Here is a 12,756-nt window from a genome sequence, read left to right as displayed (position 1 = left end):
GAGCCGGGCACACGGGGTGCGGTTCCGACACCCGTACCGTCGGCTTCTAGGGGGAGCCCGCCGGATGATCCTCAATCGTGCAGTGGGCGGCCTTCGCCGGGCGCCGTGGGTGCTGCTGCCCGCCGTGTGGGTGGCCGTCATGGGGCTGCTGACCTGGCAGTGGTCGCAGGGCGCGGACGCGCTGCCCGCCCTGGCCGTGACGCCGGCGCTGACCTCGGCGGCGGGTGCCAGGCGGCGCTGGGTGCTGGGCAGCGGGGTGCTCGTGCTGGCCGTGCTGGCGGGCGACCTGCGGGACGACACGCTCGACGGCGCGGGCCCGGTGCTGGGCGCCGCCGCCACCGTACTGGCCGTGATAGCCGCGGCGATGTGCACCGCGGGCCGCAGCACCCTGCTCACCGCCGAGCTGGACCGCACCCGGGAGATCGCGCTGGCCGCCCAGCAGGTGCTGCTGCGCCCGCTGCCGCGCCGGGCGGGCGGCTGGAAGGTGGCGGGGGAGTACCTGTCGGCGAGCCGCGGCGCCCACGTCGGCGGCGACTTCTACGAGGTGCTGGTCACGCCGTACGGGGTGCGTGCGCTGATCGGCGACGCGCGCGGCCACGGCCTGCCCGCGATCGGCATGGTCGCGGCGCTGCTCGGCAGCTTCCGGGAGGCCGCCTACCAGGAGCCGGACCTGGCCGGGGTGCTGCTGCGGCTGGACGACACGCTCCGCCGCCATCTGCGCGAGCGCACCCTGGGCGAGCATCCGGCGGCTGCGGGCGACGCGCCGCGCGATCCGGTGGCGGAGGAGTTCGCGACCGTGCAGCTCGTCCAGCTCACCGACGACGGCCATGTCCAGGTGGTCAACTGCGGCCACCCGCAGCCGTATCTGCTCGGCGCCGTGGCCGTCCCGCTGCCGCTGGGCGAACCGCTGCCCCCGCTGGGCCTGTTCGAGCCGTCCGCGGAGACGGTCCCGCTGGCGCGCGGCCAGGTCGGCGTCGGCGAGGGGCTGCTGCTGTACACCGACGGCATGCAGGACGCCCGCGACGCGGCGGGCCGCTTCTTCCCGCTCGCCGACGCCCTGGTCGTGACCCGGCCCCGGCCCGGCGCGCCGCTGTGCGGTCCCGTAGTGGCCGCGACGCTGCGTGCGGCCGTCCTGCGGCACACCGGCGGCACCCTCGCCGACGACATGGCCCTGCTGACCCTGGTACGGGACGGCGCCCGGGTTCCCGCCCCGCCGCGTCCCACCGCCCTCTCCGGAGTGCCGCGCCGCTGAACCGCCGCTTCCTTGGTAGAGATATGCCCTAATTGCCCCAATCGGAGAAGAGGGCGGCATGGCCACAGCGACCGGTCACGGCAGTCCCGAAGGCACCCCCGCGACCGCGACCGTCCTTGGCACGGGCACTGTCCCCGGCACGGGCGCTGCCTCCGGCACCGGCACCGGTGGCGTGCCGCGCGGTGCGGACGGTCTCCTCGCCGACGGGGCCGATCCGGCGGTGCCCGCGGGGGAGTTGCTCGCCGTCATCGGCCCGGCCGGACCGGGCCGCACCTCGCTGCTGCTCGCGCTCGGCGGCCGGATGCGGCTGCGCGGCGGCGGCGTCGCCGCGGGTCAGGCCCGGCGGCCCGCCGCCGGCCGGGAGGTACGGCGGCGTGTCGCGGTCGCCCGCGCCCACGGAGCCGCGGCGCCCGACCCGTACGACAGGGTGAGCGAACTCCTCGACCTGGCGGGCGTCCACGTCGGCGGCCGGGCCGGTGTCCACGCGGTCGGCCGGGCCCTGGCGGCCGCCGGGCTGAGCGTGGCCGACCACCCGGGCGCCGGCCTGCCCGGCGTGCTGGCCCGGGGCGCCCGCTTCGAGCACCTGCCCGCCGCCGACCAGTTGCTGCTGGCCGTCGCGCTCGCCCTGGTCGGTGCCCCGGAGGTGCTGCTGGTCGACGCGGTCGACGACGGCCAGGACGACGCGGGCAGCCACCGGGTCTGGACCGCGCTGCGCCGGATCGCCGACGCGGGCACCACGGTGATCGCCGCCTGCGCCGACGCCGCCACGGCGGGCGCCTTCGCCCACCGCACGGTCCTGCTCCCGCACGACGCCGACGACGACACCGCTCACGGCGCCCATGGCGGCCACGGACGCAAGCGCTGAACGCGCTGCGCCCTTGGTGCGGCGACGACGCCGCTCACGGCGGCCACGGCCGCGGACTTCACGGCTGAACGCGCCGCGCCCGCCCCGGTGCCAGGGCTATTCCGGCGCTCGGAGCGCGGCGACGACAGCCGTGGTGAGGGCGTCCAGGTCGGCGGGGGTGAAGGGGGTGCGGAGGACCGCGAGGCGCCAGTAGAGGGGGCCCGCCAGCAGGTCGAGGGCGAGGCGGGGGTCGGTGGTGGCGGGGAGTTCGCCGCGGGCGGCGGCCTGGCGGACGACGGCCGCGGCGATACCGCCCTGGGTGTCGTGCAGGGCGGTCCGCAGGGCGGCGGCCAGTTCGGGGCTTCGGGCGGCCTCGGCCAGCAGGTCGGGGATGATCTGCGCCGCGACCGGGTGGCTCAGCGCCCGGGCGCTCACATCGAGCAGGGCGCGGACGTCGCCGTACAGCGAGCCGGTGTCCGGCACCGGCAGGCCGTCGGCGGCCACGTCGGAGACCATGTCGAGCACCAGTGGCAGCTTGGAGCGCCAGCGGCGGTAGACCGCGGCCTTGCCGACCCCGGCGCGCCGGGCGATCCCCTCGATGGACATCCGGCCGTAGCCGACCGCGGCCAGCTCGGCGAAGACGGCCGCGCGGATCGCCACGGTCACCTCCTCACGCAGCACCGCGGCCCCCGCGGGGGCCCTGCGGGGCGGGGCGCAGTCCTGCCCGGTGGTGTCGTCGGTCATGGGCAACACCCTACGGCACGACGCGACGGAACGGTTGCGTTCCGGCCTTCGGCTGATCTACGGTCGGGACACGACGACGAGACGGCACCGTTCCGTCGCGTCGCGGAGCACTGCTGCTGAGCACTGCTGAGCACCGCTGAGCACCGCTGAGCACCGCAGAACGCCGCCGCCCGTCCGCCCACCCGGAGGCCGCCCATGCCCGTCGCCACCGCTCCCGCACCGGCCGTACGCCCGCCCGTCCCGAGTGCCCGGGCCGCCGACCCCGGCCTCGCCGTACTCGCCGCCGCGCACGGCCTCAGTGTCAGCGGCGCCCGGCCGGGACTCGCGCTCTACACCCGGCGGCTCTGGGCCCGCCGCCACTTCGTCAGCGAACTCGCCCGCGCCCGGCAGGCCGCGCTGTACACCGACGCACGGCTCGGCCAGCTCTGGCAGGTGCTCACCCCGCTGCTCAACGCCGCCGTCTACTTCCTGGTCTTCGGCATGCTGCTCGGCGCGGGCCACGGCGTCACCGACTACATCCCGTTCCTGTGCACCGGCGTCTTCGTCTTCACCTTCACCCAGTCGGCGGTCCTCGGTGGCACCCGCTCGCTCACCGACAACGTCGGCCTGGTCCGCGCCCTGCACTTCCCCCGGGCCTGCCTGCCGCTGGCCGCCACCCTGGCCCAGCTCCAGCAGCTGCTGCTCTCGCTCGCCGTGCTGTCCGTCGTCGTGGTCGCCGACGGCGTCCCGGTCACCGGCCGCTGGCTGCTCGCCGTCCCCGCCCTGGCGCTGCAGACCGTCTTCAACGCGGGACTGGCCCTGGCGCTGGCCAGGATCGGCAGCAGGACCACCGACTTCGCCCAGATCCTGCCCTTCCTTCTGCGTACCTGGATGTACCTGTCCGGGATCTTCTACGACCTCTCCCGGATCACCTCCGGCGCGCCCCACGGTGTCGTCCGGCTGCTCGACATCAATCCCGCCCTGGTATATGTCGGTCTGATGCGTTTCGCACTGATCGACAGCGTCACCCGTGGCCAGCTTCCGCCGCACGTGTGGCCACTGGCCCTGGGCTGGGCGGTAGTCGCCGGGTGTGCGGGGTACGCGTTCTTCTGGTCGTCCGAGGAGGAGTACGGCCGTGGCTGAGCACATCGACGAGCCGGACCCGGCGGCGGGGCTCCCCGAGGACCCGCCGCGGTTCCCCGCGCCCTCACTGGCGCCGGCGCCGCAGGAGCAGGTGCCGACCGTCATCGTCGACGACGTCCACATCGTCTACCGGATCTACGGCGCGGGCACCGGCAAGGGCAACGCGACCTCCGCGCTGCGCCGCATCGTGCTGCGCAAGGGCTCGCCGAACGTCCACACCGTGCACGCGGTCAAGGGCGTGACCTTCACCGCCTACCGCGGCGAGGCGATCGGCATCATCGGCTCGAACGGCTCGGGCAAGTCCACGATCCTGCGGGCCATCGCGGGTCTGCTGCCGCCGGAGAGCGGCAAGATCTACACCGACGGCCAGCCGTCGCTGCTGGGCGTCAACGCGGCGCTGCTCAACGACCTCACCGGCGAGAAGAACGTGATGCTGGGCGGTCTGGCGATGGGCATGTCCCAGCAGGAGATCAGATCCCGCTACCAGGACATCGTCGACTTCTCCGGCATCAACGAGAACGGCGACTTCATCTCGCTGCCCATGCGGACGTACTCCTCCGGCATGGCGGCCCGGCTGCGGTTCTCGATCGCGGCGGCCAAGAACCACGACGTGCTGATGATCGACGAGGCGCTGGCCACCGGCGACCGGGCGTTCCAGAAGCGGTCGGAGGACCGGATCCGGGAGCTCCGCCAGGAGGCGGGCACCGTCTTCCTGGTCAGCCACAACAACAAGTCGATCAGGGACACCTGCGACCGCACCCTGTGGCTGGAGAAAGGCGAACTCCTCATGGACGGGCCGACCGAGGAGGTCGTCGCCGCCTATGAGGAGTTCTCCTGAGCCGGAGGCCCGGGCCCGGTACGTGCCCGGTCAGTCGCCGTACGTGTAGAAGCCCGCGCCGGACTTGCGGCCGAGGCGGCCCGCGTCGACCATCCGCTGCAGGATCGGCGGCGCCGCGTACAGCGGCTCCTTGTACTCGGAATACATCGAGTCGGCGATCGCGGCGATGGTGTCCAGACCGATGAGGTCGGAGAGCTTCAGCGGGCCCATCGGGTGCGCGCAGCCCATCTCCATGCCGTTGTCGATGTCCTCACGGGTGGCGATACCCGACTCGAACATCCGGATCGCCGAGAGCAGATACGGCACCAGCAGGGCGTTCACCACGAAGCCCGAGCGGTCCACGGCGCGGATGGCGTGCTTGCCGAGCACGTCGGTGACCAGCGCCTCGGCGCGCTTGAGGGTGTCGCTGCCGGTGGTGAGCGCCGGGACCAGCTCCACCAGGCGCTGCACGGGCGCGGGGTTGAAGAAGTGGATGCCGATCACCTGATCGGGCCGGGAGGTGGCCACCGCCAGCTTGACCAGCGGGATCGACGAGGTGTTGGAGGCGAGGATGGCGTCCTGCCGGGTCACCACCTGGTCGAGCACCCGGAAGATGTCGATCTTGACCTGCTCGTTCTCCACGACGGCCTCGATGACGAGGTCGCGGTCGGCGAAGTCACCGAGGTCGGTGGTGAAGTTCAGCCTGCCCAGCGTGGCGTCCCGCTCGGCCTCGGTGATCTTGCCGCGCTCGGCGGCCTTCCCGAGTGAGTTGCTGAGCCGGGTGCGGCCCAGCTCCAGTGCCTCACCGGTGGTCTCGGCGACCAGGACGTCGAGTCCGGCCTTGGCGCACACCTCGGCGATCCCGGAACCCATCTGGCCCGCGCCGACCACTCCGACGCGTTCGATGTCACTCACTCGTCAGCCCTTCGCTCCGCCCGCTGCAGCTGACAGCGGCGCCTCGTTTTCCGGACTGACGTTACCCGTGACCGGTACCCGCGGGACCGACCGGGGGGCCGGTCCCGCGGGCGGCCGTGGTCAGCCCGCCGTACGGGTCCGCCGCCCCGCTCGGCGCGGTGTGGAGCGCCTGGCGGCTCGCGCCCGGGGCAGCCCCGCGCCGCCCGGTGGTGGGTATTAGTGGACTAGACCATTTGGCGGTTGCCGCCATGACCGAAGAGGCCCATCATCAGCGGGTCATGACGGAAGATCAGGAGGCAGGCATGGGCAGGGATCGGCTCTCGCGCAGGACCTTCACCGTGGCGGCGACCGGCGTGGTGGCCTCGGCCGCGCTCACCGGAACGGCCGCCGCCTCTTCCCCGGGCGGTACCGCGTCCGGCCCCTCCACGGCGCCCGCCCCCTCCGTCGCGCCGGGCTGCGACCCGCACCGCCGCGAGATGCGCGGCACCTGGATCGCCACCGTCGCCAACACCAACTGGCCCTCGGCCCCCGGGCTCCCGGTCGATCAGCAGCGCCAGGAACTGCTCGACCTGCTCGACACCGCCGTCGAACGGCGGCTGAACGCGGTCATGTTCCAGGTCAGGCCCACCGCCGACGCGCTGTGGCCGTCGCCGTACGAGCCGTGGTCGGCGTATCTCACCGGCACCCAGGGCCAGGACCCCGGCTGGGACCCGCTGGGCACCGCCGTCCACGAGGCGCACAAGCGCGGCCTGGAGCTGCACGCCTGGTGCAACCCGTACCGGGTGTCGCTGGACACCGACGTCAGCAAGCTCGCGCCGACCCACCCGGCCCGGCTGCACCCGGACTGGATCGTGCCCTACGGCGGCAAGCTCTACTACAACCCGGGCCTGCCCGAGGTCCGGCGCTTCGTCCAGGACGCGATGCTCGACGCGGTGCGCCGCTACCCGGTCGACGCCCTGCACTGGGACGACTACTTCTACCCGTACCCCGTCGCGGGCCAGGTCTTCGACGACGACGACGCGTACGCCCGCTACGGTGCCGGATTCCCCGACCGCGACTCCTGGCGGCGCGACAACACCGACCGGCTGGTGCGCGAGACGGCGGCCCGTATCAAGGAGATCCGGCCGCGTACGCGGTTCGGCATCAGCCCGTTCGGCGTCTGGCGGAACGCCGCCACCGACCCGCTCGGCTCCGCCACCACGGCGGGTGTCCAGACCTATGACGATCTGCACGCGGACACCCGCAAGTGGGTCCAGCGCGAGTGGATCGACTACATCGTGCCCCAGGTCTACTGGAACATCGGCTTCGCGGCGGCCGACTACGCGGTGCTGGTCCCGTGGTGGTCCGACGTCGTCTCCGGCACCCGGGTCCGGCTCTACATCGGCGAGGCCCTCTACAAGGTCGGCGTGTCCGGCCAGCCCGCCGCCTGGCAGGACCCCCGAGAACTGCTCCGGCACCTGGATCTCTGCGCCCAGTATCCAGAGGTCCGCGGCAACGTCTACTACTCCGCCCAACAGGTCGTTGCCGACCCCTTGGGTGCCATGACGCTCATCCAGGACCGCTATGCGCAGCGGGGTGGGCAGTGGGCCCGCCGGAGCGAATGGCGGGCCTCCTTCTGATGCGGTTACCCAGCCGTGCGGGCTCCTCGGTTCAGCGGTGGGGGTAGACCAGGATGGGCCCGATGGTCGCGACCCGGAAGAGGGCGACGCCGGCGCCGATCAGGTCGGGTGCGGCGGAGCTGGGTCACGGCGCCGCCGTTGTTCACGCCATCCCCGCCCTGGACACCGGTTCTGGGGGGTGCGCCAGACGCACTCGATGCGGAAACGGCCGGCTTGGGGTGGGAACCGCCGCACGCCGCGAGTGACAGGGTCAGCAGCCCGACGGCCGCTCACGGCCGACAGTCACACGCTCGGAGCTCACAGACTGGGCCGACTACGGATACGGCTGCCGCCCTTCGCCGGTGTGCTAGAAAGGCAATAACCAAAGGGGCATTTTGCAGCAGCTCACGCTCGGAATCATGTCGCAGACCCGCAAGGAAAACGAGCATCGCCTGCCCGTTCACCCCGCTCATTTCGACCGTATCGACGCCGGTCTCCGCAAGCGCATCTACCTCCAGGAAAATTACGGAGAGTATTTCGGCGTCCCGGACGCCCAGCTCGCCCCGCTCGTCGCGGGCTTTCGCACGCGCGAGGAGCTCATCGCCGGCTGCGACGTCATCCTGCTGGCCAAACCGCTCCACGAAGACCTGGCGGAACTGCGCGCGGGCCAGGTCCTGTGGGGCTGGCCGCACTGTGTCCAGGACGAGAAGGTCACCCAGAGCGCCATCGACCGGCGGCTGACCCTGATCGCCTTCGAGGCGATGAACCACTGGACCCGCAGCGGCGCCTTCAACCTGCACGTCTTCCACAAGAACAACGAGCTGGCCGGGTACTCCTCGGTCCTGCACGCCATGCAGCTCACCGGTGTGACAGGCGACTACGGGCGGCGGCAGCGCGCGGTCGTCATCGGCTTCGGCGCGACCGCCCGCGGCGCGGTGACCGCGCTGAGCGCCCTGGGCGTGCACGACGTCGACGTGCTCACCGCGCGTGGCGTCACCGCCGTCAGCTCCCCCATCCACTCCGCGCGGATCGTCCACTTCGACCACGACGAGGCCGACGACACCCTCGACCCGCGGCGCAGTGTCGCCCTCACCGAGGACGGGCCGATGCCGCTGGCCGACTTCCTGGCCGGGCACGACATCATCGTCAACTGCGTGCTCCAGGACACCGACGCGCCACTGATGTTCCTGATAGACGAGGACCTGCCCAAGCTGGCCCCGGGCACCCTGGTCATCGACGTCTCCTGCGACGAGGGCATGGGTTTCGACTGGGCCCGGCCCACCACCTTCACCGATCCGATGTTCACCGTCGGCGACAACGTGAGGTACTACGGGGTGGACCACAGTCCTTCCTACCTGTGGAACTCCGCCACCTGGGAGAACAGCGAGGCCCTCCTGCCGTATCTGGACGCCGTGCTCCAGGGCCCCGACGGCTGGGACGCCGACGACACGATCCGGCGCGCCATCGAGATCCGCCGCGGCGTCGTCCAGAACCCCAAGGTGCTCGCCTTCCAGCACCGAGCCAGGGAGTACCCGCACGCCCATGAGGCGACCCGGACCGCGTCGCTGCCGTAGCGCCCTGGATTCGCGGAACCTCCTCGCCATCTTCCGGCGAACCCGGGGCACACGGACCGGGGAGGAGGTATGTCATGGACACGCGCGACGTGGTGAGCCGCACCCCCTGGTGGGCACGTGCCGTCATCGCACTGGCGGCGCTGATGGTGCTGGTCCTCTTACTCGGCGGGCTGCACCTGCTGCCGGGACTGCCCAATCCGTTCGCCGAACGGACCAACGACCGCAGCGGGCCCGTCCTGCTGAAGTCGATCCAGGACATGAGCCGTTACGAGGGGGCGAGCGGCAACTTCGAGGTCGTCGTGGACCTCCAGAAGGACGCCAAGTACCTGCCGGACATCGTGCACGGCGAGCGGACCCTGTACGTGGGCGCGGGCAGCGTGAACGCATACGTGGACCTCGGCTCGCTGAAGTCCGACGCCGTGGCGCCGAGCGACGACCGCAAGTCCGTCACGATCCGATTGCCGCACGCGGCGCTGGAGCGGACGAACCTCGACCCCGAGCACTCCTACGTCGTCTCGCAGAGCCGCGGCCTGTTCGACCGCGTCGGCGACTTCTTCGGCAGCGACACCGGCAACGCGCAGAAGCTCAGCATCCTGGCCGCCCAGAAGATCCAGGACGCGGCCAGGAAGACGGAGCTGACCACGCGGGCCGAGGCCAACACCCGGTCGATGCTCCAGGGCATGCTCACATCCCTCGGCTTCACCCGGATCAACATCAGTTTCGGTACCCCGCCCACCCCTTCGCGTTCGGCGACCGCTTCCCCGTCCCCGTCCGCGTCATGACGGAGGTCGGCGGCCCGGCGCCTGGAAGGACTGCGGCGGTCCACCGCCAACTCCCTTCCGTACCCGGTTAATCCGGTCGAACGCGTGGACGGGATGCTGTTACGGTCAGGCCGTGGCGAAACTCAATCAGATCATCGCGGTCGAGAAGGGCGTCAAGTCCAAGGCGCAGCAGGAGCTGACCGCGGCTCATCACGACCTGCAGAAGCCCGCGTTGCTGTCCGGCATATCCCGGACCTATCAGCCCAAGGACGAGGAGGGCGAGCAACTGCCGCCCGAGTCGACCAAGGTGCAGATCCAGGCCGAAGCGGTGATGCGGTCCACCGCCGCGACCCTCACCCGGCTGTTCGACGTCACCGCCACCAAGGACTGGGCCAACTGCGAGGCGCACGCCGACGTCACGGTGGACGGCCGTGTGCTGATCCGCGACGTCCCGGTGTCGTATCTGCTCTTCCTGGAGAAGCAGCTCACCGACCTCAACACCTTCGTGCGCAAGCTGCCGGTGCTGGATGCCGCCGAGTCGTGGAATCTGGACGCCTCCACCGACGCGTGGAAGACCGAGCCGGTGCGGACGATCCGTACCAAGAAGGTCCCGCGCAACCATGTGAAGGCCGAGGCCACCGAGAAGCACCCGGCGCAGGTCGAGGTGTACTACGAGGACGTCGCGGTCGGCTACTGGACCACGGTGAAGTTCTCCGGCGCGCTGCCCGCCCGCCGGGTCAACGAACTGCTGGAGCGCGTCGAGAAGTTGCAGCAGGCCGTGAAGTTCGCCCGCGAGGAGGCGAACGGCGCGGAGATCACCGACCAGCGGGTCGGCGACTCCGTTTTCGGGTACCTGTTCGCGCAGTGACCCGCCAAGACCCCCTCCGCCCGAGTGCGGAGGGTGCGCGAGGAGCGCAAAGCTGAAGCTGAGCCTTGTCGTGAACGACGCGGTTCCAGTGGGGGTTCGAGTCCCTCCCCCGGCACAACAACACGCCGGGGTAGCCCAATTGGCAGAGGCAGACCGCGATCAATCTCAGATTATCGCTCCAGACTCAGCAGTTGCCGCCGATCGCCGGATCGACCGGCCAAGGGCTAGGTCGTCAGGTGCCGGTTCGAATCCGGTCCGCCGCTCTTCCGCGCGGCGGTAGTTCAATGGCAGAACGAGACGACATCAGACTGACCCCTGGCCTCAAGCGTGCCGGCGTGTGCATGGGGCGGCCACCTCAGGGGCCCGGAGGCTGGACATGCCTCCGGGCCCCGCTCCGTGCCTCCTGCGCGGCGGCCGTCCGGGTGAGCGCGTCCAGGAACGCCGAGACCGCGGCCGTACGGTGCAGATCGCGGCTGGTGGCCGCATACACCTCCCGTACCGGTATCTCGCCGGGCCGCAGCGGCACCAGGGCGAGGCCGGGGCGGACCGCGCCCACCGCGAGCGACGGCACCAGGGTGACGCCGAGACCGGCCGCCACGAAGCCCAGCTTGGCCAGCCAGTCGGCCACCACCAGGCTGATCCGCGGCCGGAAGCCGCGGCGCAGGCAGGGTGCCATCAGCGTGTCCTCGACGCGGGTGCTGCTCGCGATCCACTCCTCGTCGGCGAGGTCGGCCAGCCGTACCGACTCCGCGCCCGCCAGCCGGTGCCCAGCGGGCAGCGCCACCAGCATGTGGTCCTCCAGCAGCGGTACGAGTGCCAGCTCGTCGAGCGCCGCGGCGCCCGTCGTACTCACCACCGCCACATCGAGGTCGCCCGCGGCCAGCCGTCGGCCCAGGCTTCGGGTCGGCCCCTCCTGCACGCCGACCGCCACCCGGGGATGGCGGTCACGGAAGGCGGCGACGGCGCCCGGCAGCAGTGACGCCTGGGCGGTGGCGAAGGCCCCCACCCGCACCCGGCCCGCGGTCAGGTCGCGCAGCGCGGCGAGGTCGCGGCGGGCCGCGGCGAGCCGTCCCAGGACGGCCTCGGCGTGCGGCAGCAGCGTCTCGCCCGCCTCGGTGAGCCGCACCCCGCGCGGCAGCCGGTCGAACAGCGGCGCCCCCGCGTGCGCCTCCAGCGCGGAGATCTGCCGGGACACCGCGGACTGGGTGTAGCCGAGCGCCGCGCCCGCGGCGGTGAAGGAGCCGCGCCGCGCGACCTCGGTGAAGACCCGCAGCCAGGCGGGCGGCACATCGCCGGACGGCGGCTCCGTGGCCGGCTGGGCGGACTCATGCCGGGACTCATGCGGGGACGTCATGTGATCCATGCTAGACATTCGCTGGTCGCATGGGGAGGGAAGGGTTAGCGTCGGGGACATGAGCACTCCGACCGACCACGCCGCCCCTCACATCGCCTTCCTCGGCCTCGGACTGATGGGCGCGCCCATGGCCCGCCGCCTCCTCGACGCCGGATACCCGCTGACCGTCTGGAACCGCACGGCGTCCCGCGCCGAGCCCTTCGCCGCGCTCGGCGCCCAGGTCGCGCCGTCCGCGGCGGCGGCGGTCAAGGACGCCGACGTCGTGGTGACGATGCTGGCCGATCCCGCCGCCGTGACCGCCGTACTCGACGAGATCGCGCCCGCGCTGCGCCCCGGCACCCGGTGGATCGACACGTCCAGCATCGGGCCCGACGCCGTCCGCGCCGCGGCGGCCAGGCTGCCGCGCGAGGTGACCCTGGTGGACGCGCCCGTGATGGGCAGCGTGGACCGCGCCGCGACCGGCGAACTGCTGATCCTCGCGGGCGGCGACACCGCCCCGGTCCGCGAGGTCCTCGGCCACCTCGGCACCGTCCGGGAGTGCGGCGACAGCGGCACCGGCGCCGCACTGAAGCTGGTGCTGATCAACGCGATCATCGGCGGCGTGGTGGTCACCGGTGAGGCGCTGGCCCTCGGCGCGCGGCTCGGCCTCGACGAGAAGCTGGTCCGCGACGGCCTCGCCGCGAGTCCCCTGGGCGCCCTCCTCCAGCGGGCCCTGGCCACCACCGCCCACTATCCGGTGACGCACGCCGCCAAGGACGTACGCCTCGCCACCGCCGCGGCCGACCTGCCCGTCTCCGTCTCGGTCCTCGACGTCCTCGACTCCCACCCCGACCTGGCCGCCGAGGACCTGGCCCGGATCACCGACCGGCTGCTCGGCGGAGCTCTCGACCAGCGCCTCGGATAGCCT

Annotated in this window: 12 protein-coding genes; 9 read left to right on the top strand and 3 right to left on the bottom strand. The window is 72.2% G+C overall.

Annotated elements, in window-relative coordinates:
- Positions 1-64: 64 nt before the first annotated feature.
- Positions 65-1,252 (top strand): PP2C family protein-serine/threonine phosphatase, encoded by a 1,188-nt coding sequence (locus tag AB0M29_RS17250; RefSeq protein ID WP_365383311.1) that lies wholly within the window; start codon positions 65-67, stop codon positions 1,250-1,252.
- Between the two features lie 58 nt (positions 1,253-1,310).
- Complete coding sequence (locus tag AB0M29_RS17245) at positions 1,311-2,117, top strand: hypothetical protein (RefSeq protein WP_365383310.1); 807 nt, start codon at positions 1,311-1,313, stop codon at positions 2,115-2,117.
- Positions 2,118-2,213: 96 nt separating this feature from the next.
- Here AB0M29_RS17245 and AB0M29_RS17240 read toward each other — a convergent pair whose 3' ends face one another.
- Positions 2,214-2,840, bottom strand: a complete 627-nt coding sequence (locus AB0M29_RS17240; RefSeq protein ID WP_365383308.1) for a TetR/AcrR family transcriptional regulator — start codon at positions 2,838-2,840, stop codon at positions 2,214-2,216.
- Positions 2,841-3,035: 195 nt separating this feature from the next.
- Here AB0M29_RS17240 and AB0M29_RS17235 point away from each other — a divergent pair, with 195 nt between their 5' ends.
- Both AB0M29_RS17235 and AB0M29_RS17230 read left to right on the top strand, forming a co-directional pair.
- Positions 3,036-3,962: an ABC transporter permease gene (locus AB0M29_RS17235; RefSeq protein ID WP_365383306.1), complete on the top strand. Its 927-nt coding sequence runs from the start codon at positions 3,036-3,038 to the stop codon at positions 3,960-3,962.
- Between the two features lie 67 nt (positions 3,963-4,029).
- On the top strand, positions 4,030-4,800 hold the full coding sequence (locus tag AB0M29_RS17230) for an ABC transporter ATP-binding protein (protein WP_365383386.1): 771 nt from the start codon (positions 4,030-4,032) through the stop codon (positions 4,798-4,800).
- A 30-nt stretch (positions 4,801-4,830) separates the two neighbouring features.
- Here AB0M29_RS17230 and AB0M29_RS17225 read toward each other — a convergent pair whose 3' ends face one another.
- Positions 4,831-5,694 carry a 3-hydroxybutyryl-CoA dehydrogenase gene (locus AB0M29_RS17225; RefSeq protein ID WP_365383304.1) on the bottom strand — a complete coding sequence of 288 codons (864 nt, stop codon included), beginning with the start codon at positions 5,692-5,694 and terminating at the stop codon, positions 4,831-4,833.
- Between the two features lie 302 nt (positions 5,695-5,996).
- On the opposite strand from AB0M29_RS17225, the gene AB0M29_RS17220 reads away from it, so the two are divergent.
- The 4 genes from AB0M29_RS17220 (at position 5,997) to AB0M29_RS17205 (ending at position 10,495) form a co-directional block, all read left to right on the top strand.
- Positions 5,997-7,313 (top strand): family 10 glycosylhydrolase, encoded by a 1,317-nt coding sequence (locus AB0M29_RS17220; protein WP_365383302.1) that lies wholly within the window; start codon positions 5,997-5,999, stop codon positions 7,311-7,313.
- Between the two features lie 374 nt (positions 7,314-7,687).
- Positions 7,688-8,866 (top strand): N(5)-(carboxyethyl)ornithine synthase, encoded by a 1,179-nt coding sequence (locus AB0M29_RS17215; protein WP_365383300.1) that lies wholly within the window; start codon positions 7,688-7,690, stop codon positions 8,864-8,866.
- 74 nt (positions 8,867-8,940) lie between these two features.
- On the top strand, positions 8,941-9,648 hold the full coding sequence (locus AB0M29_RS17210; protein WP_365383298.1) for a DUF4230 domain-containing protein: 708 nt from the start codon (positions 8,941-8,943) through the stop codon (positions 9,646-9,648).
- 112 nt (positions 9,649-9,760) lie between these two features.
- Complete coding sequence (locus AB0M29_RS17205; RefSeq protein WP_365383296.1) at positions 9,761-10,495, top strand: hypothetical protein; 735 nt, start codon at positions 9,761-9,763, stop codon at positions 10,493-10,495.
- Positions 10,496-10,850: 355 nt separating this feature from the next.
- Here AB0M29_RS17205 and AB0M29_RS17200 read toward each other — a convergent pair whose 3' ends face one another.
- Positions 10,851-11,849 carry a LysR family transcriptional regulator gene (locus AB0M29_RS17200; protein WP_365383294.1) on the bottom strand — a complete coding sequence of 333 codons (999 nt, stop codon included), beginning with the start codon at positions 11,847-11,849 and terminating at the stop codon, positions 10,851-10,853.
- Positions 11,850-11,907: 58 nt separating this feature from the next.
- Here AB0M29_RS17200 and AB0M29_RS17195 point away from each other — a divergent pair, with 58 nt between their 5' ends.
- Complete coding sequence (locus AB0M29_RS17195) at positions 11,908-12,753, top strand: NAD(P)-dependent oxidoreductase (protein WP_365383292.1); 846 nt, start codon at positions 11,908-11,910, stop codon at positions 12,751-12,753.
- The last annotated feature ends 3 nt before the right edge of the window (positions 12,754-12,756 follow it).

Origin of the sequence: Streptomyces sp. NPDC051976, from assembly GCF_040680795.1 — a bacterium.
GTDB lineage: Bacteria > Actinomycetota > Actinomycetes > Streptomycetales > Streptomycetaceae > Actinacidiphila.
The sequence above is the reverse complement of the archived record's forward strand: the minus strand, read 5'-3'. Positions and strand labels throughout refer to the sequence as shown.

What these genes read in the sequence shown, in the direction of transcription:
- AB0M29_RS17250 (WP_365383311.1), top strand. Translation starts at nt 65, where the DNA reads ATGATCCTCAATCGTGCAGTGGGCGGCCTTCGCCGGGCGCCGTGGGTG.
- AB0M29_RS17245 (WP_365383310.1), top strand. Translation starts at nt 1,311, where the DNA reads ATGGCCACAGCGACCGGTCACGGCAGTCCCGAAGGCACCCCCGCGACC.
- AB0M29_RS17240 (WP_365383308.1), bottom strand. Translation starts at nt 2,840, where the DNA reads ATGACCGACGACACCACCGGGCAGGACTGCGCCCCGCCCCGCAGGGCC.
- AB0M29_RS17235 (WP_365383306.1), top strand. Translation starts at nt 3,036, where the DNA reads ATGCCCGTCGCCACCGCTCCCGCACCGGCCGTACGCCCGCCCGTCCCG.
- AB0M29_RS17220 (WP_365383302.1), top strand. Translation starts at nt 5,997, where the DNA reads ATGGGCAGGGATCGGCTCTCGCGCAGGACCTTCACCGTGGCGGCGACC.
- AB0M29_RS17210 (WP_365383298.1), top strand. Translation starts at nt 8,941, where the DNA reads ATGGACACGCGCGACGTGGTGAGCCGCACCCCCTGGTGGGCACGTGCC.
- AB0M29_RS17200 (WP_365383294.1), bottom strand. Translation starts at nt 11,849, where the DNA reads ATGACGTCCCCGCATGAGTCCCGGCATGAGTCCGCCCAGCCGGCCACG.
- AB0M29_RS17195 (WP_365383292.1), top strand. Translation starts at nt 11,908, where the DNA reads ATGAGCACTCCGACCGACCACGCCGCCCCTCACATCGCCTTCCTCGGC.